The organism is Rosettibacter primus, assembly GCF_036860675.1.
In the GTDB taxonomy this organism is placed as follows: domain Bacteria; phylum Bacteroidota; class Ignavibacteria; order Ignavibacteriales; family Melioribacteraceae; genus Rosettibacter; species Rosettibacter primus.
The window spans coordinates 258,869-284,221 of record NZ_JAYKGK010000001.1 but is presented as its reverse complement, the minus strand read 5'-3'; the positions used below and the strand labels follow the sequence as shown (position 1 = coordinate 284,221).

The following is a 25,353-nucleotide window of genomic DNA, read 5'->3' as shown; positions in this document are numbered from 1 at the left end:
AAGAAAAAATTAAAAATAGGTATTAAAGTGGGTCTATTAATTGTTGGTTCAATTGGTTTTGATGATATTGAAACACCATTCGATAAAGTAGAAAATGCACTGGGTGGTTCAGTAACTTACATTTCACTTGCAGCAAGTTATTTTACTGGACCGGTCAGTATTGTTGGTATAGTTGGAGAAGATTTTGACCATAAGCATATTAAAATGCTTGAGGACCACAATATTGACCTTGAAGGTTTACAAATTGTAAAAGGAGAAAAAACTTTCAGATATGGATGTCGTTATCATTATGATTTGAATGTTCGTGATTCACTCTTTACTCATTTAAATGTTTTTGAGCGTTTTAATCCAATAATACCTGAGAAAAAAAGAAAATATCCGTTCATAGTACTTGGCAATATTTCACCGCAACTGCAATTGAATGTTCTTGACCAGCTTGAAAATCCTAAATTTATAGTTTGCGATACTATGAATTTCTGGATTGAAGGAGCTAAAGAAGATTTATTAAAAGTTTTGAAACGAGTAGATGTATTAATTATAAATGATTCAGAAGCGCGTTTGTTATCTCAAGAACCAAATTTAATTAAAGCAGCAAAAATTATTTCTGCAATGGGTCCAAAATATTTAATAATCAAGAAAGGGGAACATGGTGCACTGCTTTTTGGTGAAGATATGATATTTTCTGCTCCTGCTTATCCGATGGAAAATATTTACGACCCAACTGGTGCAGGTGATGCATTCGCCGGAGGATTTACAGGTTATTTACATAAAACTAGAGATTTATCCTTCGAAAATTTGAAACGAGCTGTCATTTATGGAAGTATTATGGCTTCTTTTTGTGTTGAAAAGTTCAGCACTAAGGGTCTTGAAGATTTAAGCTACTTAGAAATTCAAAATAGATTTTATGAGTTTCGAGAATTATCAAGCTTTTCTTAAGATGAATATTCCAAAAGCAATAGAATTCAAAGATGATAAACTTATAATACTTAATCAGACAAAACTCCCACTGACTGAAGAATATATTATTACAGATAATTTTGAAAGAATCGCTCTTGCTATTGAGAGATTAGAAGTTAGAGGTGCTCCTGCAATTGGTATTGCAGCAGCTTATGGTCTGGCATTGTCGATAAAAAATATAAAAAATAATATCGAGCAAATTTTTATAAATGCTTATAATCGTTTATCTTCAACACGACCTACAGCTGTTAATTTATTTTATGGATTAAATGAAATAAAAAAAATTTATGATAATCATAAAAACGATTCTGATATTTATCACAGGTTAGTAGAACGAGCAGTTCAGATACATAAAGATGATATTAAAATGTGTAATGCAATTGCTGAAAATGGATTAAAAATTTTTAAGAAAAAATCTCGTGTTCTTACACATTGCAATGCAGGAGCTCTTGCAACTGGTGGTAATGGAACAGCAGTTAATGTGATAAGATTAGCATATGAAAATAATTTAGTAGAATTTGTTCATGTTGATGAAACTCGACCATTACTTCAGGGTTCAAGATTAACTGCCTGGGAATTAAAGAAAATGGGAATCCCATTTTCAATTAACACAGATGCATCTGCTGCAGTTTTAATGAAAGAACATAAAGTTGATTTGGTAATTGTTGGAGCAGATAGAATTGCTGTAAATGGAGATGTTGCAAATAAAATTGGAACTTACAACCTGGCGGTCCTTTGCAGATATCATAATATTCCATTTTATGTCGCTGCACCTTCTTCAACAATAGATAAAAATTGTTTTAACGGAAGCGAAATTAAGATTGAAATGAGAGATAAAAAAGAATTAATTTATTTTAATAATTATCAAATAACGTCCGAAGAGTTTGAAGTTTTCTCTCCTGCTTTTGATGTTACTCCAAACGAATTAATTTCAGGAATAATTACTGAAAAAACCTTGCATTTACCACCATTTGATTTTAGCAATGTCTGAATTAGTTAAAACAAGAGCAATTGTTTTAAGAAAAATTGATTATGGTGATACAAGTAAGATAGCTCAATTTTATACAGAAGATTTTGGAAAACTTTCTGCTATCATTAAAGGAGCGCGTTCGTCAAAATCCAAAATTGGGATGATAGTAGATACATTTAATCTTCTTCAAATAGTTCTTTATCGAAAAGAAACAAGAGATGTTCAGCTTATAAGCGATGCAGATTTACTTCAGCATTTTTCAAATATCAAAGAAGATTTTGAAAGATTAAAATATGCTTCGGCTGTAATTGAACTTCTCTTAAATTTAACAATAGAACATGACCATAATTTTAGATTGTTTAATGGTTCTGTTAGAATATTTGATTTATTGAATGACAAAGAAAAAGATGCTAAATATTACTTTGCAAAGTATTTTTTATTCTTTATTAAAGAAATTGGTTATGAATTCCCAACTACTCACTGTTCAGTGTGCAGAAAAGAATTGATTAATGGTTCACAAGTTTCTTATAATTATGAAACAGGAATTTTGTGTGATGAATGCCGTGAAGATAGAATAATTCACTTCAACTTTACAGAGGAACTTTTCAATTTATTAAAATGTCTAAGCAGCAAAATTAATAATATTAAATACAAAGATGATGACCTGAACACAATCATTCGTTTGCTTGAAAAGTTTATAAAATATCATATACATGAATTCCAGGGTTTAAAATCATTAGAATTAAGTTAGTAGGAGGATTTATAAATGAAAAGTAAAAATATTCTTGGAACATTATCGTTAATTTTATTCGGAGTAATTTTTGGGGCGGTGCTTGTTTCTAACTTTGGCTGGGTAAAACCAAGTTATGCAGATATTCAAATAGGTGCTGCAAAACCACCAGTCGAAAAATTAGACCCACAAGCAGAAGCTTTTAACAATGCATTTATTCTTGCCGCAGAAAAAGTTACCCCATCAATTGTACAAATCACAGTTGTTACAACTGTTAAAAATAAATTTCCACAGGAATTTCACTTCTTCTTCCCATTCAAAGATGATATTCCAAAAGAACAACAGGGTGGAGGTAGCGGCATTATAATTTCTGATGATGGATATATCTTAACTAATAATCATGTGGTTGAAGATGCAAAGCAGGTGACTGTAACTTTACACGACAAAAGACAATTCGATGCTGAAATTATTGGAACAGACCCATTAACAGATTTAGCAGTAATAAAGATAGACGCTAAAAATTTACCGGTAGCATATCTCGGTGATTCAGATAAAATTAGAGTGGGACAATGGGTTATGGCAATCGGTAATCCATTATCTTTAACTTCAACTGTTACAGCAGGAATTATTAGTGCTAAAAGCAGAAACATTAATATTATAAGAGACCAATATGCTGTAGAAAATTTCATTCAAACAGATGCAGCAATTAATCCAGGAAATAGCGGTGGCGCACTTGTTGATTTAAACGGAGCCGTAATTGGTATTAACTCTGCAATTGCTACAAATGGAATGACACAAAGCTACATTGGTTACGGTTTTGCAATTCCAATTAATCTTGCAAAATCTGTTGCAAGGGATTTAATTGAAAATGGGAGGGTTAATCGTGGTTATATTGGTGTAAGTATTTCTGAAGTTGATGCTCAAACTGCAAAAGCAATTGGATTGAAAGAGCCAAAGGGTGTTCTTGTTCAGGATATTGTAAAAGGTGGGGCAGCTGAAAAATCTGATATAAAAGAAGGCGATGTAATTCTTAAAATAGATGATAAAGAAATTAATCAACCAAATGAATTGCAATCTTATGTTGCATCAAAACGTGCAGGAACAGAAGTAAAATTAACAATATTTAGAAATGGTAAGGAAATTGAAAGATATGTTACATTAAAGCCACGCGATGAAGATGCAAGCAAAAAATCTACAACTGTTTCAAAGAAAGATAATTCAAAAGAAGAAAAAGATATCAAAGAATATAATTTTGAAGAACTTGGTTTTACAGTCCGAAATATGACCAAAGATGAATTGAAAGATTATAAAGTTGAAAACGGGGTTTTGATTACTGATGTTAAAAGATTTAGCAAAGCATACAATCAAAGAATTGGAGAAGGTTTGATAATCACAGCAGCAGATAAAAAAGAAATACACAATGTTTCGGAATTGAAATCAATAATTGAAAGTAAAAAAGGAGAAGCTGTTTTGCTTAAACTGGTTGATGATCAAGGAAATTCAAGATTGGTGGGTTTAGAAATACCTAAGTAAAAATTATTTCATGTAGAGAAATGAAAAAGCGTCCTTATTATGGACGCTTTTTTTATATTTGCAAAACTATAATTTGAGAGAAAGAAATGATAAAATTAATTACTGCAGGTGAATCACACGGAAAAGGTTTAACAACAATTGTTACTGGATTCCCAGCCAATCTTGAAATCTCCCGAGATTATATTAATGAACAATTACAAAGACGTCAGGCAGGATATGGAAGAGGACTTAGAATGAAAATAGAAACAGACCAGGTTGAAATTATTTCAGGCATTCGACATGGCAAAACTCTTGGTTCCCCGATTTCTATGATTATTTGGAATAAAGACTGGGAAAACTGGAAAGAATCAATGAGTGCAGAACCAGTTGATAAAAAAATTGATAAAGTTACAATCCCCAGACCTGGGCATGCAGATTTAGTTGGAGTTACAAAATATAATTTTGATGATATTAGAAATTCAATAGAACGTTCAAGTGCAAGAGAAACTGCTGCTAGAGTTGCCGGTTGTTCAATTGCAAGAAAATTTTTAAGTGAATTTGGAATTCATATTGGCAGTTTTGTTGAAAGTATAGGTGGAATATATTCAAAAGAAAATATTGCAGAAAAATTTTTACTAAATAAACTTTCACATAATTATTCAGCAGAAAAATTAAATAAACTGTCAGATAAAAGTTCAGTTCGTGTTCTGGATAAAAATCAGGAAGAAAAAATTATTCGAAAAATTAAATTAACTAAGAAAAGAGGAGATACTTTAGGCGGAACATTTTATGTTATTGTAACTGGTTTACCTCCAGGAATCGGGAGTTTTGTTGAATATAATACAAGATTGGAAGCTGAACTTTCGCTTGCAATTATGTCAATACAAGCAGTAAAGGGAGTCGAAATTGGCCTTGGATTTAAATCAGCTGAGCTTTTCGGTTCTGAAGTCCATGATGAAATTATTTTGAAAGGTGAAACATTTTCACGAAAAACAAACCGAGCAGGCGGAATTGAAGGCGGTATCTCAACAGGATTGCCTTTAATAATTAGAGCTGCTATGAAGCCAATTGCAACATTAATGTCGCCAATTCAATCTATTGACCTATCAAAAATGAAAACCATAGAAGCAAGAAGAGAAAGAAGTGATTTTGTTGCTGTTCCTGCATGTGCAGTAATAGCAGAATCAATGGCTGCATGGACAATCGCAAAGCTTTTTCTTCAAAAATTCGGTGGTGATTCGATTGAAGAAGTTAAAGATAATTATTCGAACTATATGAAAAAATATTTTTCAAGAATTAAAAAGAATTTTGCTATATAATGATTAAAGTTCAGAAATTTATCTTCAATCCATTTCTTGAAAATACCTATATTGTTTGGGACAATAATTCAAAAGAAACAATTGTTATTGACCCCGGTTGTTCTAACAAGAACGAACAAAAGTTATTAGCACATTTTATAGAGAATAATAATTTAGTCCCGAAATTTATAATCAATACTCATTGCCATATCGACCATATTCTTGGGAATTTATTTGTTAAAAAAAATTATAATCCTTTATTATTAATGCCAGAAAAAGATATTTTCCTTCTTGATATTATGAAAGAGCAATCGAATTATTTTGGAATCAAATTCAACCAATCTCCACTGCCAGACGAATTTATATCTGAAGATAAAATATTGAAATTCGGGAATTGTGATGTAAAATTTCTTTTCACACCAGGCCATTCGCCAGGTGAATTTTGTGTTTATTTAGAATCGGAAAAAATTTGTTTTACTGGCGATGTTCTTTTCAAAGGAAGTATTGGCAGAACTGATTTATGGGGCGGTGATTATGAAATTTTGATGAACTCTATCAAAACAAAACTTTTAACACTGCCTGATGATGTAATTATATTTCCAGGTCACGAAGATGAATCTTCTATTGGTAATGAAAAACAATTTAATTCTTACTTGACGAATTTATAATTTGATTTAAGTTTTTTTTATAAATAATTTTCCATTGAAATCATTCTTGATTACAATTATGTGACATAATTATAAAAATGAAGACGAATAACTTAAAAAATCAATTTTACTTTTTATTTACACTTCTGTTTATATACATATTACTTTTTGAATTAATTCTTCCAATCAATAAAATATTACCTAAACCATCTCTGCTAATTGAATCTTTTTCTTCAATTTGGGCAGATTATAATTTATTAGCTTCAATGGCATTAACAACTACTTGCGTTTATTTCTCTTTAACTTTAGCTTCAGTTTTTGTCTTTGTTATCTTCAAACATTTACTTTATTATATAAATTTATTTAAGGAAATTTATAATACCATTGCATTTTATAAATATATACCTTCATTATTCCTCGTTGTCATTTTTATTTTCTGGTTTAATGATTCCATCATTGCCGAATTTATTTTTGGATTTATCTTTGTTGCCGCATTATTAAAAATTTCATTGTTTGATGAGATGAAAAATATTAAAGAAGAATATTACATAGCTGCAAAAAACTTAGGATTGAGTGAAAAAGAAATTTTTCAAAAAGTAATTTTTAAGTCACTCGAACCGTCACTATTTCAAAAATTAATTCAAATTCATTATTCATTATGGATAATTATTTTAATTTATGAATATATTGATGGAAATGGTTTCGGGGGAGCTTACAGAAAAATATTATTATATAATGATTTTGCTGGAATTTTTGCTTTGACATTAATTATAACATTACTTATCTGGCTTGGGAGTTCATTACTAAAATTTATTCAAAAAAAATATTTTTTCTGGGAATTATAAATGATTGAAGTAAAAAATTTATCTAAAGAATTTGTGGATGAATATGGAGTAAAAAATATTTTATTCAGAAATCTTTCGTTTAATATTGGCGATAAAGAGTTTACATCTGTCCTAGCACCTGTTGGTGCCGGTAAATCTTCTTTATTAAAAATCATAAAAGGTATTGAAAAAAATTTCAATGGAAATATTATCAATGATTTTAAAAGTCAAATTTTTTTAATCCCCTCTAAACCAGCATCCTTTCCATGGCTTACAGTAAAAGAAAATATCTTGTTTGGAATAAAAAAATATGATGAAAATAAAGTAAAAAAGATTATAGAATTTGTTGGATTAGATGGTTATGAATTTCATATACCGAATAATCGAAGTTATGGATTTAGATTTAGAATTTTATTAGCGCAAGCTCTTATTCGTAATTCATCCTTAATTTTACTAGATGAACCATTTACAATTATGGATGCACAAAGCCGTGGTGAAATTTTAATCTTAATTAAAGAAGTTAAACATGAATTTGAAGTTTCATTTCTTTTAACAACAACAAACATAAACGAAGCAATATTTCTTTCCGATAAAATTTATTTAATGAAAAAAAATCCAGGTGAAATAATAAAATCAATTGAAACCAATTTTGGGAGCGAAAAAGATTTTTCAATTTTTAACTCGTATGAATTTATTAAAGTAAGAGAAGAAATAATCAATATTTACAAATCACTTGACTATTCAAATATGTTTTCCGATTTAATTGTTTAATTACATTTTTAGACAATTTTCATTTTAAGTTGTTTTTGTTGAAATAAATAATAAAACTTTTTAAGTATTTACTTGACAAAATTTTCATAAGACATTAAATTGCAAACAAAATTCAAATACGGAGTGTGTGTGAAAAAAATACTATTCCTACCGATTATTGTTCTACTTATTAATGCATGCGGTTCACTTAACTCAACAACAAAAACAAGCCGAACAATTTCAGATACCGTTAAAACATCGGGAATTCAATCAATTGTAAACGAAATGCTAGAAAATGCACGCAGGGATTATGTGAAAGCTCTTTATAAACAAAGATTGGGTTTTAAGGTTGAAGCTTTGAATTATTATGAATCTGCATTATCGACAATTAACAAACTTAGTTATTATCCTAATATCGAAGAAAATTCTACTTTCATACAGTTAGAGAATGCAATAGTAGATGATTATCAAAGTTATGTTGAAAGTTTAGAAGAATTGCCAGAAAATACATCGATAAGTGCACTTGAAGAATGGATGAATAAAAGAATTCCTGAAATTCCAATGCTTGAAGATTCTGTTGCAGTAATTGATGATAATTATACTACAGTAATAGTTGGGGATTTTCCTTTAGAAATAAATAAATATGTTGAAAAGTATATTGAATATTTTACTGGAAGAGGGAGAAGATATATAGAAACATGGCTTTCTCGTTCTGGTAAATTTTTCCCAATGATGGCAAAAATATTTGCAGAAGAAAAAGTTCCGCAGCAGTTAATTTTTCTTAGCATGCCTGAAAGTGGATTAAATCCAATTGCTCGTTCCTGGGCAAGAGCTGTTGGAATATGGCAGTTTATGAAAGGTACTGCCAGACTTTATGACCTGGAAATTAATTTTTATATTGATGAACGAAAAGACCCTGAAAAAGCAACTCGGGCTGCGGCACGGCATCTTCGCGATTTATATTATTCTTTGGGAGATTGGTATTTAGCACTTGCAGCTTATAACAGCGGTGAAGGAAGAGTACGTAAAGCAATGAGAAGAGCTGGGTCAAGTGATTTCTGGAAAATACTTCCTTATTTACCACGAGAGACAAGAAATTATGTGCCGCAATATATTGCTGTAACATTGATTGCAAGTCAACCTGAAAAATATGGTTTTACTGATGTTCAGTATGAAAAACCTCATGATTATGCAGTCTATAGAATTAATGAGTCTATCGATTTGAATGTTCTTGCAAAATGTGCAGGAATTAGTGTTGATTTACTACGTGATATGAATCCTGAATTAACACAAAATGTTACCCCGCCTAATTATGATGGCGGCTATCCATTAAAAATTCCTTCTAAAGTTTATGATGTATTTGCTCAAAATCTTAAAAATTTACCCGACGATGCAAAACGTCAATATGTTATTCATACTGTTCAAGCAGGAGAAACTTTATATAAAATTGCTAATTTATATGATGTGAGTATTTCTCAACTTGCAGAATTTAATGGAATTTCTTCACGAAAAAAGTTGACTCCAGGTATTGAATTAAAAATTCCTAAATCTAATATCGATGTTGATGACCTCCCAATAAATACCGATATGCTTCCAGCTATTGAAGAAGAAATTACTTCACTTGATAATAACCCTTCTTACAAACTTCAAATTACAACTTCTACAAATGATGATAAGTATGCTCAGCTTTATTCAGCTATGTTGGAAGATTCCGTCGAGTTTATAGTTCCTGAAGGAAAAATTCCAGTTAACTATATTGTGAAAAGTAAAGATAATCTTGTTGATATTGCTGATTTATTTGATGTAAGAGTATCGGACATAAGAAACTGGAATAATCTTCCATATACAAGCACAGTAAAAGTAGGTCAGGAATTGACTATTTATGTTCCAAAAGACAAAGTTGATTATTATTCCAGAATTAACGAAATGAGCGAAAAAGAAAAGAGCGAAATTTTATTTGTAAACTCTGATGAAACATGGATTGAGCATAAAATAAGAAGCGGAGAATCATTATCAAGTATTGCTGCTAAATATGGAGTAACAGTAGCTCAATTGAAAGAATGGAATAATCTGAAAAGCAATAATATTTATAAAGGGAAAAAATTGGTTGTTTATTCTGGTAACACAAGAAATATGTCATTGAATTCTGCATCAAATAAAACAACAACAAAATATAAAGTTCGTAAAGGAGATTCATTAAGCGAAATTGCAACAAAATTTGGAGTTACAATAGCTCAGCTTAAAAAGTGGAATAACTTAAAATCAAATTCAGTTAGATTAGGACAAGTCTTAACTGTTCATGGCAATGAAGACATTCGTTCATATGGTGATAACACTGTTAAAAGAAATTCAAATGTTGTTAAATATGTTGTCAGGAAAGGGGATTCAATTGGTAAGATTGCACAGAACTTTAATGTTACTATAAATGATATTAAGAGATGGAACAACTTAAAAAATAATAATATTGTTGCTGGAAAAACATTGATACTTTACTCGGATAGTGAAGTAGATACCAAATCAAAAGTTAAGTCAACAAATAAAGATCTTATTGCAAAAAATAATACTACTGAAAAAGTTCAGATTCACAAAGTTAGAGAAGGTGAATCGCTCTGGACAATTGCAAAACTTTACAAAGTTCTTGTTGCTGATATAATTTCATGGAATAATCTTAAAAGTGACAAAGTAAAAATTGGCCAGGTTCTTAAGATTAGAAAATAAAAGAATAATTGATTACATTTGCACTGAAAATTTATTTAACTAATTAGTTCTTAAAAATAAAAAAGTCGTTAGGGGTGCTCCATTAAATGGGGCTGAGATTATACCCTCGAACCTGATCTGGGTAATGCCAGCGTAGGGAAACGGTAACAAAGAATAATTAAGTTACGCCGTTTTCCTCAAAAACGGCTTTTTTATTTCTAAAAATCTTGCATTTGCAAGGGAAGGAGGAATAAAAATGAAAAACTTAATTATTCTTTTTTTGTTTTTATTAAATAATATTTATGCACAAACTATAATAAATGGAAGAGTTTTCAGCTCTTCTAGTAAACAACCTTTATATTTAGCAAATGTTATAGTTAAAGGTACACATATCGGCACAAGTACAGATGAAAATGGAAAATTTATTCTTAAAGGAGAATTCAAAAGTTCTGATAAATTATTGATTTCGTATCTTGGTTATGAACCAAAGGAAATCTCAATTGAAGAACTATTAAAACTAACAGATAAAAATATATTCCTTGAAAGTAAATTAATAACTAGTCAAACTGTTCTTGTAAAAGGAACAATTGCTAAATCTGGTATAACACCGATAAGTTTTACTAAACTTGAACGCAGCAAAATTGCCGATACATATACTTATCAAGACATACCAGAAATATTAAGTTATACTCCATCAGCAACTTTTTATTCAGAAAATGGAAATGGGCTTGGATATAATTATTTGAGTATTAGAGGATTTGACCAGCGCAGAATTTCAGTCTCTATTAATGGAATTCCACAAAATGACCCGGAAGATCATAATGTTTACTGGATTGATTTCCCAGATTTACTTGAAAGCACAGAATTAATTCAAGTGCAAAGAGGAGCAGGTTCTGGTATAGCAGGTTATGCTGCAATTGGTGGTGCTATTAACATTATTACATCAACTTACTCCGACCAGCCTCGTGTGGAATTCTCTTCTTCAATTGGAAGTTTTAATACAAGAAAATATTCTGCCGCTGTTTCAAGTGGATTAATTAATAACAAATATTCAATTTATGCTAAGCTTTCTCAAACTTTGAGCAGTGGATATCGCAATTCGAGCTGGGTTGATTTAAAATCTTATCATTTATCTGCGGTTCGTTACGATGACAATCTAATTACACAGATCAATATTTTTGGTGGACCAATTGCTGATGGTCTTGCATATACAGGCTTACCAAAATTTGCCATAAAAGATAGAAATCTTCGTAAAGCAAATTATTCTTACTGGGAAGCAGATGAAAAAAATTATACTTACACACTCGAAAGACGACCAGATGAAATTGAAAATTTCTCACAACCTCATTTTGAACTATTAAATGAGTTTAAACTGAATGATAATGTAACATTTAACTCTGCTTTGTTTTTAGTTTTGGGCAATGGATTTTTTGATTATGATGGTTCATGGGCAGATACTACTTATTTCAGATTAACAAAAGAAAATGGATTTTATCCAACTGAAAATCCCGGGAATGTTTTGATTCGTGCAATGGTTGAAAATAAACAATGGGGTTGGATCCCTCGAGCAAGTATTAAACATAATAATGGTGAATTGATATTAGGCGGAGAACTTCGATTACATAACTCTATTCACTGGGGAAGTATTAATTATGGTGAAAATTTGCCGAAAGGTCTAACTAAAGATTTCCGTTATTATTACTATGAAGGTGGAAAAGACATACTGAGTTTTTTTGTAAATGAAAATTATCAGCTTACTTCAAATATCAACATACTTGCTGAAGCTCAATTATCTTATCATAAATATAAAATAAAAAATGAAAGATATGTGAATAATAATTTTAGTATTGATGACCTTTATTTTAATCCAAGATTTGGAATTAATTATCGTTATTCATCTGATTGGAATTTGTATTTTTCTTTTGCAAGAGTAACACGAGAACCAAGACTTAAAAATTATTACGATGCTGCTGAATCGAGTGGCGGGGCAGTTCCTCAATTTGAAACTAAACCTGATGGTACTTATGATTTTTCAAAACCACTTGTTAAACCAGAAACAATGAATAATTTTGAGTTAGGTTCTTCTTATTCTAAAGAAAATTTTATGGCATCATTTAATTTGTTTTATATGTTGTTCAAAGATGAAATTGTTAAGCGTGGTCAGGTTGATAGATTTGGTCAGCCAATTACAGGGAATATGGAAAGAACTATTCATTATGGATTTGAAGGAACATTTTCACTTAAACATAATGAAATTATTGAACTAACACTAAATGGTTCTTTGAGTAAAAATTATATTAGCAGCGGGGCTGCTTATTTTTATGACAAGAAAACTGCTTCAACTATTAAATTAGATTTATCAGGTAATCGAATTAGTGGATTCCCTGATATAACTTTCAATGCAATATTGAAAATGAATTACGAAAATTTGTTGGTTCAATTAACTGGCAAATATGTTGGTTCATTCTTTACTGACAATTACGACACCAAACTTGCTGATTATTTGAAAATTTATTCTAAGGCAGCTGATTATACCGACAATAAAGTGGATGCATATTTTGTTGCTAACTTTTATGCAAGTTATAATTTATTTGTAAATTCTTATTTGAAAAATATTAAGTTTTATGTGCAGATAAATAATATTTTTGATAATCTCTATGCAGCTTATGGTATTGGCAAAGAATTTTTCCCAGCTGCTGAAAGAAATTATTTATTTGGAGTTAAATTAAGTTTATGAAAAAATGCATAATTCTTGCTAATGGTGAGCCTCCGAAAAAATCAGTCATTAATTTTTTAGATAGCAAAGGTTATTCAACTTTGATTTGTGCTGACGGAGGCTCCAACTCCGCATTAAAATATGATTTGGTTCCCGATGTCATAATAGGTGACTTAGATTCAATTTTGCCTGAGACTTACGATTTTTATTATGATAAATGTAAAATTATAAAAATGAAAAGTCAGAATGATACGGATGTAGAAAAATGTTTGAAGTATGCAATTAAACAAGAATTTTATGAAGCAATTTTAATTGGAGCAACAGGAGATAGATTAGACCATTCATTCTGTAATCTTGGCATCGTTTTGAAATTTTTTGGCAAAATTAAAATTAGGGTAATTCATAAAAAATCTATACTTGAAGCTGTAACAGGTAAAATAAAATTACAAACTTATCCAGGTGAAATAATTTCAATTTATGGTTTTGATGGAGTAACAAGAATAAAATCATCTGGCTTAAAATATCCATTGAAAAATATTTCGCTTCCATTTGGCAAACGAGAAAGCACAAGTAATGTTGCTATTGGGAAATCAGTTGAACTTCATATAAAAAACGGCAAAGTATTCATGATTCGTGATTTTGAAATGATGAGAAAATATGGTCTCTTTTAGTTCTCTGGATATATTAATAATAAGTTTGTTCTTTCTTGTAATTCTAATTATTGGTTTAATACCAGCCAGAGAAAAAGAGGGGGACGCTTCAGAATATCTGCTTTCAGGTAGAAAAGTTGGTTTGTGGCTTTTTGTTTTAACCAATGTTTCCACCTGGTATGGTGGAATTCTTGGAGTAGGTGAATTTACTTATCGAAGTGGTTTGTTAAGCTGGTTTACTCAAGGGTTGCCATATTACATTTTTGCAATAATCTTTGCTTTTTTCTTTGCAGAGAAAATACGAAATGCAACTCTATTTACAATCCCAGATAAAATTGAAATAACTTATGGAAAAAAAGCAGGAATAATTTCTTCATTCTTAATATTCATACTGGTTTCGCCCGCACCATACATTTTAATGATTGGAAATTTAATTCAATTGGTTTTTGGAATTGACTTGTTCTGGTCATTAATTGCTGCTGCATTTTTTTCATCTATATACTTAATGAAAGGAGGATATAAATCTGACCTTTATACCGATGCGGTTCAGTTTTTTATAATGTTCATTGGCTTTATTTTAATTGTAGTAATTTCTTATTTGAAAGTAGGAGATTACAATTTTTTAAGAAATAATCTTCCAGCAACACATCTCAAATTAACAGGTGATGCTTCAATTGTATATGTTATAGTTTGGTTTCTTATTGCTTTATGGACATTTGCTGATCCGGGATTTCATCAAAGGTGTTATGCAGCTAAAAACGGGAAAATAGCTAAGCATGGAATTTTAATCTCTGTTATATTCTGGATATTATTCGATTTTTTAACTACTTCAACTGGACTTTATAGTCGTGCATTAATACCTGAATTAAAAAATCCTGTCTTATCATTTCCATTATATGCGGAAAAAGTATTAGGGTCTGGACTCAAAGGAATTTTTTATGCAGCTTTATTTGCAACTATTATTTCGACATCTAATAGTTTTTTATTTTTAAGTGGAACGACATTCGGTAGAGATTTCATTTATAAGTTAAAAAAAGAAAAAAGAGAAGATAAAATTCCAATGTATACACGTTCGGGTATTTTTGTATCAGCAGTTCTTTCAGTAATTCTCGCATATAATATTCAATCAGTTATATCGTTATGGTATTTAATTGGGAGTATATGTATTCCTGGAATAATAATATTAATTTTTGGTGCTTACTATGAAAAAATCAAAGTATCAGAAAATTATGCTATTGCTGAACTAATTTTAGGAGTAATATCAAGTTTCATATGGTTCATTATCAAACATAATATTTCAATCGAATGGCTGAAAGAAATAGAACCAATGGTAGTGGGATTAGTTACTTCGTTAATTGTTCATCTTATTGGAGTAAAAAACTCAGGCAGAATGTTTTCTTTTAATAAGTGATAATATAATTGATATAGCTAAGCAAATAATAATGAATAATAAAGAAATTGCCACTGGTATTGTAAAGAAATCAGAAATTAACATTTTAACACCAACATAAGCTAAAATTATTGCTACGCCATATTTCAAGTAAATAAACAAATCAACTATGCCTGCCAGAGCAAAATAAAGTGCTCTAAGACCAAGAATAGCAAATATATTCGATGTGATTATAATAAAAGGGTCACGTGTAATTGCTATTACAGCCGGGATAGAATCAATTGCAAAAACAATATCTGAAGATTCAATTAAAATAAGTGTAAGAAAGAGTGGTGTAAGAAAAATCTTTCCATTTTTTTTGACGAAAAATTTTCCACCTTCGTATTGTGTTAATATTCTAAATTTTTTTGTGATGAACTTTATTGCAGGATTTTTTTCATAATCAATTTTTTCTTCTTTTTGAAAAGCCATTTTGTATGCTGCGTAGAAAAGGAGAATTCCAAATATGTAAATGATTGGATGAAATAATTTTATTAATGCAACACCAGCAAGAATAAAAATAATTCTCATTATAATTGCACTTAAAATTCCCCATTTAAGAATATGAGGTTGGTGTAAATCTTTAATATTCATTACATTGAATATCATCAAAAAGACAAAGAGATTATCAACAGATAGCGATTTTTCTATTAAATAGCCTGCAAGAAATTCCAATGCTTTATGATGCCCGTCTTCAAGGAATATATAAATAAGCAGGTTAAAAAATAGAGCGGTAAATATCCATATACCGCTCCAAATCAAACTTGACCTTATACCTATTTTATCTTTTCTATGATCAGTGACATAAAGGTCAATGTAAAACATTACTGCAACTAATACAGAAAATATAACCCAGAATAAGAAATGTCCGTGTATCATAAATTATGGTAAAAGAACTCCAACAGCAATTACTGTTGTCCAGAGTCCATTTTTATCTCCTTGTGCTGATTGTGTAATATTGAAAGTTCGAACGATTTTACCAGACATCTTATAGACCTGTTCACGTTCGTTCCAGGCCTTTTCAGCGTCAAATTCAATCCCAAGAGTTGTGGCAAGCATTGTAGCTGCTAAATCTTCTGCATAATCACCAGCAATTTTTTCCGTTTGTCCATATGGATGATGTTCTGAAAGGTATCCATACATATTTTTATCTGCAGGAATAGCCACTCCGATTGAAGAAGCAATTAATCTGTTTGGTTCATTAGTAGAATTTCTTGCTATCACACAATGCGTTATCTGACCTGGCTTTAATAATTTTAGACCTTGACTGCGTGGGATTATTTTGCAACCAACAGGGAAAATACTACTGACTGACACAAGATTACAAATTTCGATACCAGCGCTGCGAAGAGCCAATTCGAATGAAGCTAAGTATTCTTTATGCTTTCCAACGCCTTTTGTAAAAAAGATTTTAGTTGGAACGTACACTTTGTTTACCTCCATAATTTAATCATAAGTTAATCTAATAAAATTTCTTTTACCAACTTTTAAAATCATTGGCTTATTTAATTTAATTATTTGTTTAATATCAGAAATTTTTTCTCCATCAATTGAAACACCACCTTGAATTATAAGGCGTCTTGCTTCACTTCTTGAAGGAGCAAATCCTACTTTGACAATTAAATCCAGTATCTCAATTTCCTTTAAATTGTTTTCAACTTTGAATTCTGGAATTTCATCAGGAAGACCTTTTTTTACAAATATATTATCAAATTCTCTTTCAGCTTCGTAAGCTGCTTCTTCTGAATGATACATTGTTACAAGTTTACGTGCTAAGGCTCGTTTGATATCTCGAGGGTTAACTTCTAAATTTTCAAGTTGTTGCTTGATTGCTCTCAACTCTTCGTTAGATATATCAGTTGTTAATTCAAAATAAGTATAAATTAATTCATCAGGAATTGAGAGTGTTTTACCATAAATTTCTTTTGGTGATTCATTAATCCCAATATAATTATCCAGTGACTTGCTCATCTTTTCTACGCCATCCGTACCTACAAGCAAAGGCATTGTTAGAATTACCTGAGGTGATAAACCAAATTCTCTTTGGATATCTCTTCCAACAAGTAAATTAAATTTCTGGTCTGTGCCACCAAGTTCCACATCACTTTGAATAGCTACCGAATCCATAGCCTGAGCAAGTGGATATAAAATTTCGTGTATGCTGATAGGAATACCATTTTTGTATCTTTTTGTAAAATCATCTCTTTCAAGCATTCTAGCAACTGTATACTTTGAAGCTAACTTAATTACATCGGCAAAAGTCATTTTTCCAAGCCATTCAGAATTATAAACGATTTTTGTTTTTTCTTTATCAAGAATTTTAGAAGCCTGTTCAAAATATGTTTTGCCATTTTCTCTTGCTTCTTCAAATGATAAAGGTGGACGTGCAGAATTTCTTCCAGATGGATCGCCTATCATCCCTGTAAAATCACCTATGATTAAAATTGCAGTATGACCAAGTTGCTGAAATTGTGCAAGCTTTCTTAGAACTACAGAATGACCAAGGTGTAAATCAGGTCGTGTTGGGTCGCAGCCAAGTTTTATATTAAGTGGTTTATTTTCTTTTAATGATTTTTCAAGTTTTTCTACTAATTCTTCTTCCGGGATTATTTCTGATACTCCTCGTTTGATTATATCCATTTGTTCATTTATTGGGGGGAAGGAAATTTTTTTCTCCAACATTTTCTCCTTTATTTCTGTCTGAATTTTCTCTGCATTTCTCTATTAAAATCTCTTTTTGCTATGTCCTCTCGTTTATCGTATTTCTTTTTACCTGTTGCAAGTGCTAATTCAACTTTTACCTTTCCATTTTTGAAATACATTCTTAATGGTATTAATGTGTTTCCTTTTTCTTCAATTGCTCTTTTTAATTTTCTAATCTCATTCTTTTTCAATAATAATTTTCTTTTTCTTAATGGGTCATGATTATTATAACTTCCCTGGTCATACACAGAAATATTTGCATTAATCAACCATACTTCATCATTTTGTATAACAGCATAACTGTCAACCAAACTTGCTTTGTTTTGCCGTAAAGCTTTTACTTCAGTTCCTACAAGGACAATCCCAGCTTCGTATTTTTGTTTTATAAAATACTCATGCTGAGCTTTACGGTTAACAGTGATGTTCTTTTCTTCAAAATTTTCTATCATAATTAAAAAAAAGCGAACAAAATTTATTTTTAATGACAAATAAATGCAAGAATTTTACTTTATCCAAATTCATTTTGAAAAAATTTTCAACTCTTATTTGAGAGCTATCAAACTTTGTTTAAATTGGAACTCAAGAATTATAAAAAAATTATGGCAGAAAAACATTATTACGAACAAAAAGAATTTACAAGAAATTATTTGATACCTTTTTTTCAAAAACATATTCCTGATTTTAAAAAACTGAAGGTACTGGAAGTTGGTTGTGCAGAAGGTGGATTAATTGAAGAATTAATTTCTATAGGAATAGATGCAGCTGGAATTGAACTTGATGAAAAAAGAGTAGAGATTGCACATAGAAAAAATCCTGCGCTAAAAATTTTTGTTGGAGATATAACTGATTCTAAATTGATAGAAAAAATTTCTAATCACTTAGTTTTTACTTCAGGTTTTGATTTTATAATTATGAGAGAAGTTATTGAACATATTAAAAATAAAAATGCAGCTTTCGAAAACTTAAATAGGTTATTGAATGAAAATGGATTCTTATTTATTAGCTTCCCTCCAAAATATTCTCCATTTGCTGGACACCAACAAATTGGTAAAAGTTTTTTGAAAGCAATTCCTTATTTGCATTTACTCCCGGAATACATTATTAAACCTGTTGCAAGAATGTTAAATGAAAGAGAAGATTTTATTGGTGAGATTAAACTTCATTTTTCTACAGGATGCACAATCAGAGAATTTGAAAGATTATCTAAGGAATATAATTTCCAGAAAGTCAAAAAAGATTTGTATCTCTTCAGACCTATTTACAGTATAAGATTTGGATTGCCTACTATTAAAGTTCCTGATATTCCACTGTTAAGTGAATTCATTTCTTTAGGTTGTGAAGTTTTACTAAAGAAAACAAACAAAATTATTTGAGGGAAAAGACATGAAAAAAATTAAAATAAGTTTTCTATTCCTTTTCGTTCTATATTTAAACATATCTCTTTTTGCACAGTTTGAAGTAGAATTTAACAAGATTGAAGGTTCATTAGAAAAATCTGATAAGTATCAAAAAAATTTTGGAAGATATGATGGATATGAAATTCAACTTTATGAAGGGGAAGAAGTAAACTTTCTTGTTTATTCAGATAAATTTACACCACGTTTAGTTTTTGTAAATCCTGAAGGAAAAGTTTTTAAGGAAACATTAGCTGAAAAAAAGAATATTGCTACAATAATTACAAAAATTCCTGTCAGCGGTGAATGGATTTTATATGTGGTTGGAGATTCTACATCGCTTGGAAGTTACACATTACAATTGGCAGTTGCAGCAGTCAATTCTATATCACTTCCACAAAATTCAGATTTTTGTACAACACTCAATTTTTTGCTTGCACATTCAAAAGCATACTTTTTATTACTTGAAACACCTATAAATTCAAAACAGTCGTTTGTAAAACTTAATGGTTCGGTTGATGCTTTTATTGATGAGAATGATGGTTCATACATTGCAAAATTTTATGAAGGGAATGATTTAAAAGTAGCTGAAAAAATATTACGGGAATTAATTAGCAGCATAAAAAATTGTTTGAGCAAAAATTGGAAAATGCAATCAAAAGACTGGCAAAAAAATGATGATTATAAAATTAAAGGCACTTTAATTTCTGAAATAAAAAGTGATGTGAAAAGATATATTCAGATTTCTTTGATTGATTTTAAAAATTCCAGACAAAAATTTATGGGAGATTATGTTGTTCAGGTAGAGATTAACAGAATGCCCGATTAACCTGCATTTGTAAAAAATCTAATTCAAAAAAATTTTTTATTTTCAATGTTAAATTCGAGAATTTATTGATGTCAAATTCTAAAGTAGTTAAACGGAAAAAGGAACACATAAACATCTGCTTGAATGAAGATGTTAATTTTTTGACAAAATCGAATGGTTTTGATAATTATGAATTTGAACATTATGCAATTACTGAAGTGGAGTTTGATAAAATTGATTTAACCACAAAATTTTTTTCAAAAAAAATTTTTTATCCAATTCTTATATCTTCAATGACTGGTGGAACTAAAGAATCAGAAAAAATAAATGAACGATTGGCAATTGTTGCAAAGACTTTTAATATACCAATTGGTGTTGGAAGTCAAAGACAGTCTTTAGATAACAAAAAATATTTAGAATCATATAAAGTATTTCGAAAAAATTGTGGAAATGTTCCATTGGTAGGCAATATTGGTGCTTATCAGGTTGCAAATTCAAAAAATGTTGTAGAGGAGATTAATTATTTAATTGATTTAATTGAAGCCGATGCAATGATTATTCATTTAAATCCATTGCAAGAAATTTTACAAAAAGAAGGAGAACCAAATTTTAAAGGGCTTCTTAAAAATATTGAAAAGCTAACATCAAAAATTAGATTACCTTTTGTAGTCAAGGAAGTTGGATGCGGAATAAGTAAGACCGCAGCAAAAAAATTGCTTGATGCTGGCGTTAAAGGAATTGATGTGGCAGGTGCAGGAGGCACAAGCTGGGCAGCTGTTGAATTATTAAGAAATGGTCAAAAAAGCATTTTTAGAGATTGGGGTTTACCTACTTCATATTGCTTGAGAACTGTAAGCGAACTCAAAAAAGATTATAATTTTTTATTAATTTCTTCAGGCGGAATAGCTAATGGAATTGATATTGCAAAATCTTTAACTCTTGGAGCCGACATAGTTGGCATTGCAAGGTTAATTCTAAAATCTGTTGTGAATAGCATTGAAGATACTGTGAAGTTACTTGAATTATGGATTGATGAATTGAAAAAAGTAATGTATTTGACAGGTGCACAAAATATTGGTGAGTTAAAAAAAGTAAAACTTATAAAAAAATCGGAACTATATTGAAATCAAAAATTCAGGAAAATATTTATCAAAAAATTTATCAAAAGGAATTAAATTATATTGAACGCAGGTTGAAAAAGTTATTATCAAAAAGAAATCCGCGTTCGTTGTATGAACCTTGTGAATATTCAATAACAGGAGGTGGAAAGAGAATTAGACCATTTTTGGTTCTAATTTCGGCAAAAGCTGTGGGAGGAAAATTTAATCAGGTTTATAATGCTGCTATTGCCGTTGAACTGGTTCACAATTTTACTCTAGTGCATGATGACATTATGGATAATTCTGATTTACGACGTGGAAGGCCGACTGTTCATAAAAAATTTGATATAAGTACGGCTATTCTAACTGGTGATAATTTAATTGCTCTTGCATATGATAATTTGCTTAAAGATTGCAAAGGCAATACAGGAGAAATTGTTTCTGCATTTACAAAAGGAATTATAGAAGTATGCGAAGGACAAAGTCTTGATAAAGAATTTGAATTGCGAGGTGATGTAACAATTGATGAATATAAAATTATGATTTACAAAAAAACTGCTGCTCTTATTCAAATGAGCTGTTCTATAGGTGCAAGAATTTGCAATGCAGATAAGAATTTTATTAATATTGTTGAAAATTATGGGAAAAATCTTGGTATGGCTTTTCAAATTCAGGATGATTTACTTGATATAACAGGTGACGAAAAAAAGTTTGGTAAAAAAATAGGAAGTGATTTAATTGAAGGGAAAAAAACTTATCTATTCTTAAAAGCATTAGAAAAATCAGATGGCATAGATAAAAAGAAGTTACTTAAAGTAATAAAGAATAAAGGAATATCACCTGAAGAAGTAGATTTGTATAAAACTATTTATGACAAATACAATATTTTAGAAGATGCTAAAAATGAAATTATTTATTATACTAATCTTGCATTAAAGAATTTATCAAAACTTCCTGATCAAGAAGGAAGTCAATTAATGAACTGGATAGCAAATTTATTAATAGGCAGAATGAAATAATGATTGAAAAGAAGGTAAAAATTATAAATAATGCTGGTTTGCACACACGTCCTGCTGCAACTCTTGTTAAATTAGCTTCAAAATATAAAAGTGATTTTTATTTGCTTAAAGATGGAATGCAAATTAATGGCAAAAGTATTATTGGAGTTATGACACTTGCTGCAGAAAAAGGTTCTGAGATAACATTAATATTCGATGGTGAAGATGAAGAACAAGCAGCAGCAGAAATAATTGATTATTTTAACAGAGGATTTGACGAGATTTAATATGGATAAAAAACAAGAAAATGTTCTTAAGGGAATAGCTGCAGCTCCAGGTATTGCAATTGCTCATGCATTTTTGTATGCAAAGGAAAAAGAATCCGTTTCTGATGATTATGTAGATAATGTAGAAGAAGCACTCCAAAATTTGGATAATGCCTTAGAACAATCAAAAAAAGAATTAAGAAAGATTTTTAACCTTGCTGTTGATAAACTTGGAGATAAACGCGCAGCAATTTTTGAAGCACAAATAATGATTCTTGATGACCCGATTTTAATTAACACAATTAAAGAAAGAATTAAAAAAGAAAAAAAATTGCCTGAATTTATAGTTGATGATGAAATTTCTAAGTATACAAGAATTATGAGTGCTTCCAATGAACCTTATATGAAAGAACGTTCTCACGATATAGAAGATATTAAAAATAGAATTATTCGAAATCTTAAAAAGAAAAAATGGAAATCAAAAATTACAAGTGATGTTATTGTTGTTACTTCTAATCTATCACCTTCAGATACAGTATTATTTTCTCGAGTTAATGTAAAAGGATATGTAACTGATTTCGGAGGATTAACTTCTCATGCTGCTATTGTAGCTCGTTCATTAAATATTCCTGCTGTGGTTGGACTTCATGAAGCTACAAATAAAATTAAAGATAACGATTTGTTGATTGTAGATGGCTTTCATGGACAGGTTTATATTAATCCAGATGAAAAACATATTGCCGAATACAGAAAAAAAATTGAACGACTAACACAATATGACGAAGAGTTATTAAAATTAAGAGAACTTCCTGCTCAAACTCTTGATGGTAAAGAAATAAGTCTTTTTGCAAATCTTGATTTATCTGAGGAAATGACTTTTATTATTCACAATTGTGCCAATGGAATTGGACTTGTAAGAACTGAACAATTATTTGAAGAGTATGAAGTTTTTCCTGATGAAGATAAACAATATGAAGTTTATAAAGAAATTGCAGAACAAATTTACCCCAAGATAGTAATTGTTAGAGCATTTGATATTGGAGGAGATAAAGTATTGCCTGTTGATTTGCATGAACCAAATCCAATGCTGGGATGGCGCGGAATTCGTCTTCTTCTTGATAATCCTGCTTTATTCAAAACTCAAATTCGTGCAGTGTTGCGTGCAAGTGCCCATAAAAATGTCTGGTTTATGCTGCCTATGATTTCTTCTTTACAGGAAGTAATCAATTCCAAAAAATTAATTGAAGAATGCAAAAAAGAACTTCAGAAAGAAGGCAAAACCTTTGATAAACATATGCCTGTAGGAATCATGATTGAAGTCCCTTCAGCTGCTGTTCTAACAAAAGAATTTGCACAGGAAGTGCAGTTTCTAAGTATTGGCACAAATGATTTAATTCAATATTTATTAGCAGTTGATAGAGGTAATGACATCGTATCAAGTCAATATCAGGAATTTCATCCTGCAGTTGTAAGAACTTTACATCATATAATTACAGAAGCAAAAAAATCAAACAGGATTGTAAGTATGTGTGGAGAAATGGCAGCCGACCCTATAGCTGTTCCTTTATTAATTGGACTTGGGCTGGACTCATTGAGTTTGTCAGCTGCAGGAATTCCATTTCATAAAAAAATTATCCGTAGCCTAAAATTTGAAGAGATGAAAAAATTAGCAGAAGAATGTCTTCAACTAAATTCTGAAAAAGAAATAAATCAAAAATTACATGAGTTTTTCAATAACAAAATTCAGGATAAAATTCAAAACTTATATTGAGGTATAAAATGGATATTTCAGAAATGATTAAAAAGTATGATGCATCAAATCAATTTCAGGTATTAAAAGATTCTTATACTCAAGTTGAATATTCATGGAATCTCAAAATTGATTTATCGTCAATTGACAAATCGAAAATTAAAAATATCATCCTTACTGGTTTAGGCGGTTCTGCTATTGGAGGTGAACTTATTCAAAATTATTTCAGAACCGAATTAAAATACCCTTATTTTGTTAACCGAAATTATGAGCTTCCTTTGTTTGCTGATGAAAATACATTAATAATTGCTTCTTCATATTCAGGAAATACAGAGGAAACTCTTTCTGCATTAAATCAAGCACTTGAAAAGAAATGCCAGATTGTTTGTGTTACAACAGGCGGCAAAATGGAAGATATTGCAAAACAAAATAATCTTCCACTTGCAAAACTTCTAAAAGGTTATCAACCACGCTTTGCTTTATGGATTAATTTCTATGCTGTTCTAAATGTTTTTAATTCATTAAATCTCATACCAGATCAAAGTGAAAATGTTATACAGGTTATTGATTTGTTAAAAAGAAAAGGCGAGGAATACTCAAAAGAAAAAAATGACGCTCTCAATTTAGCTGAAAATCTTGTGGGTTATGTTCCATTAATTTATTCTGTTGCTGATTATACTTCTGTTGTTGGGACAAGATTTAAGGGACAGTTCAACGAAAATTCAAAACATCATGCTTTTTTCTCGTATTTCCCTGAACTTGATCATAATGAAATAATGGGTTGGGAAGGATACAATCCACAGCAAATGAATATAAAACTTATCAATATCTGGGATGATGATTATCATCCTCAGGTTAAGAAAAGATTGGAAATTACTTCTGAAGTTATTAAAAAATCCGGCTGCGAAATAATTGACTTAAAAAGCACGGAACCAAATTATAAATTGAGATTGATTGATTTAATTTATTTTGGTGATTGGACTACATATTACTTTGCCATTATTAGAGGATATGACCCAACTACAATTGATAACATAAATTATCTTAAGGAACGTCTTTGAGATGCAGCTGTCCAAAAAGTAATTTTTTTATTCAGAAAATTTCTTTCTTCAGTTTTAAGAAAAGTATAAATGTTCTTAAAAATGCCTTAGCTT

General features: G+C 30.1%; 23 protein-coding genes and 1 riboswitch. Of the genes, 19 read left to right on the top strand and 4 right to left on the bottom strand.

From position 1 onward, the window contains the following. The first annotated feature begins 27 nt into the window (after positions 1-27). From VJY32_RS01290 to VJY32_RS01235, 12 genes are all read left to right on the top strand, one after another. The gene (locus tag VJY32_RS01290; protein ID WP_353676066.1) at positions 28-936 is read left to right on the top strand and encodes a PfkB family carbohydrate kinase; all 909 of its coding nucleotides are present in this window, start codon (positions 28-30) and stop codon (positions 934-936) included. Next, the gene (gene mtnA / locus VJY32_RS01285) at positions 905-1,948 is read left to right on the top strand and encodes an S-methyl-5-thioribose-1-phosphate isomerase (RefSeq protein WP_353676065.1); all 1,044 of its coding nucleotides are present in this window, start codon (positions 905-907) and stop codon (positions 1,946-1,948) included. The genes VJY32_RS01290 and mtnA overlap by 32 nt, the downstream gene beginning before the upstream one ends. Beyond that, positions 1,941-2,678 (top strand): DNA repair protein RecO, encoded by a 738-nt coding sequence (recO, locus tag VJY32_RS01280; protein ID WP_353676064.1) that lies wholly within the window; start codon positions 1,941-1,943, stop codon positions 2,676-2,678. The genes mtnA and recO overlap by 8 nt, the downstream gene beginning before the upstream one ends. Positions 2,679-2,693: 15 nt before the next feature. Then, a complete protein-coding gene (locus VJY32_RS01275) occupies positions 2,694-4,190 on the top strand; it encodes a Do family serine endopeptidase (RefSeq protein ID WP_353676063.1) in 1,497 nt (498 codons plus the stop codon). 86 nt (positions 4,191-4,276) lie between these two features. Further along, positions 4,277-5,488 carry a chorismate synthase gene (aroC, locus tag VJY32_RS01270; protein ID WP_353676062.1) on the top strand — a complete coding sequence of 404 codons (1,212 nt, stop codon included), beginning with the start codon at positions 4,277-4,279 and terminating at the stop codon, positions 5,486-5,488. Next, positions 5,488-6,135 (top strand): MBL fold metallo-hydrolase, encoded by a 648-nt coding sequence (locus VJY32_RS01265; protein ID WP_353676061.1) that lies wholly within the window; start codon positions 5,488-5,490, stop codon positions 6,133-6,135. The genes aroC and VJY32_RS01265 overlap by 1 nt, the downstream gene beginning before the upstream one ends. A 77-nt stretch (positions 6,136-6,212) precedes the next feature. After that, on the top strand, positions 6,213-6,959 hold the full coding sequence (locus tag VJY32_RS01260; RefSeq protein ID WP_353676060.1) for an ABC transporter permease: 747 nt from the start codon (positions 6,213-6,215) through the stop codon (positions 6,957-6,959). Beyond that, a complete protein-coding gene (locus VJY32_RS01255) occupies positions 6,960-7,709 on the top strand; it encodes an ATP-binding cassette domain-containing protein (RefSeq protein WP_353676059.1) in 750 nt (249 codons plus the stop codon). It abuts the gene before it with no gap. Positions 7,710-7,838: 129 nt separating this feature from the next. Next, a complete protein-coding gene (locus tag VJY32_RS01250; RefSeq protein ID WP_353676058.1) occupies positions 7,839-10,406 on the top strand; it encodes a LysM peptidoglycan-binding domain-containing protein in 2,568 nt (855 codons plus the stop codon). 60 nt (positions 10,407-10,466) lie between these two features. Further along, positions 10,467-10,562, top strand: a riboswitch (TPP riboswitch). A gap of 79 nt (positions 10,563-10,641) precedes the next feature. Further along, complete coding sequence (locus VJY32_RS01245; RefSeq protein ID WP_353676057.1) at positions 10,642-13,122, top strand: TonB-dependent receptor; 2,481 nt, start codon at positions 10,642-10,644, stop codon at positions 13,120-13,122. Continuing rightward, positions 13,119-13,772: a thiamine diphosphokinase gene (locus tag VJY32_RS01240; RefSeq protein ID WP_353676056.1), complete on the top strand. Its 654-nt coding sequence runs from the start codon at positions 13,119-13,121 to the stop codon at positions 13,770-13,772. The genes VJY32_RS01245 and VJY32_RS01240 overlap by 4 nt, the downstream gene beginning before the upstream one ends. Next, positions 13,759-15,162, top strand: a complete 1,404-nt coding sequence (locus VJY32_RS01235) for a sodium:solute symporter family protein (RefSeq protein ID WP_353676055.1) — start codon at positions 13,759-13,761, stop codon at positions 15,160-15,162. The genes VJY32_RS01240 and VJY32_RS01235 overlap by 14 nt, the downstream gene beginning before the upstream one ends. Here the strand turns inward: VJY32_RS01235 and VJY32_RS01230 are convergent. From VJY32_RS01230 to smpB, 4 genes are read right to left on the bottom strand one after another with little or no spacing between them, the layout of a single operon-like run. After that, positions 15,133-16,059, bottom strand: a complete 927-nt coding sequence (locus VJY32_RS01230; RefSeq protein WP_353676054.1) for a TerC/Alx family metal homeostasis membrane protein — start codon at positions 16,057-16,059, stop codon at positions 15,133-15,135. The genes VJY32_RS01235 and VJY32_RS01230 overlap by 30 nt on opposite strands. Positions 16,060-16,062: 3 nt before the next feature. Then, entirely contained in the window at positions 16,063-16,623 is a 561-nt protein-coding gene (locus VJY32_RS01225) for a pyruvoyl-dependent arginine decarboxylase (protein WP_353676053.1), read from the bottom strand. 3 nt (positions 16,624-16,626) lie between these two features. Then, positions 16,627-17,862, bottom strand: coding sequence for a tyrosine--tRNA ligase (tyrS, locus tag VJY32_RS01220; RefSeq protein WP_353676052.1), 1,236 nt, complete (start codon positions 17,860-17,862; stop codon positions 16,627-16,629). Between the two features lie 8 nt (positions 17,863-17,870). Beyond that, a complete protein-coding gene (smpB, locus tag VJY32_RS01215) occupies positions 17,871-18,332 on the bottom strand; it encodes an SsrA-binding protein SmpB (protein ID WP_434968519.1) in 462 nt (153 codons plus the stop codon). Positions 18,333-18,482: 150 nt separating this feature from the next. Here smpB and VJY32_RS01210 point away from each other — a divergent pair, with 150 nt between their 5' ends. The 7 genes from VJY32_RS01210 (at position 18,483) to VJY32_RS01180 (ending at position 25,260) form a co-directional block, all read left to right on the top strand. Then, positions 18,483-19,256: a class I SAM-dependent methyltransferase gene (locus VJY32_RS01210; protein WP_353676051.1), complete on the top strand. Its 774-nt coding sequence runs from the start codon at positions 18,483-18,485 to the stop codon at positions 19,254-19,256. 10 nt (positions 19,257-19,266) lie between these two features. Beyond that, a complete protein-coding gene (locus VJY32_RS01205) occupies positions 19,267-20,106 on the top strand; it encodes a hypothetical protein (RefSeq protein ID WP_353676050.1) in 840 nt (279 codons plus the stop codon). A gap of 68 nt (positions 20,107-20,174) precedes the next feature. After that, positions 20,175-21,209, top strand: a complete 1,035-nt coding sequence (gene fni / locus VJY32_RS01200) for a type 2 isopentenyl-diphosphate Delta-isomerase (RefSeq protein ID WP_353676049.1) — start codon at positions 20,175-20,177, stop codon at positions 21,207-21,209. Then, the gene (locus VJY32_RS01195) at positions 21,206-22,204 is read left to right on the top strand and encodes a polyprenyl synthetase family protein (RefSeq protein WP_353676048.1); all 999 of its coding nucleotides are present in this window, start codon (positions 21,206-21,208) and stop codon (positions 22,202-22,204) included. Before fni ends, VJY32_RS01195 begins: the two co-directional genes overlap by 4 nt. Then, positions 22,204-22,470, top strand: a complete 267-nt coding sequence (locus tag VJY32_RS01190) for an HPr family phosphocarrier protein (RefSeq protein ID WP_353676047.1) — start codon at positions 22,204-22,206, stop codon at positions 22,468-22,470. The genes VJY32_RS01195 and VJY32_RS01190 overlap by 1 nt, the downstream gene beginning before the upstream one ends. Before the next feature lies 1 nt (position 22,471). Then, complete coding sequence (ptsP, locus tag VJY32_RS01185) at positions 22,472-24,220, top strand: phosphoenolpyruvate--protein phosphotransferase (protein WP_353676046.1); 1,749 nt, start codon at positions 22,472-22,474, stop codon at positions 24,218-24,220. Positions 24,221-24,228: 8 nt separating this feature from the next. Continuing rightward, a complete protein-coding gene (locus VJY32_RS01180; protein WP_353676045.1) occupies positions 24,229-25,260 on the top strand; it encodes a bifunctional phosphoglucose/phosphomannose isomerase in 1,032 nt (343 codons plus the stop codon). The last annotated feature ends 93 nt before the right edge of the window (positions 25,261-25,353 follow it).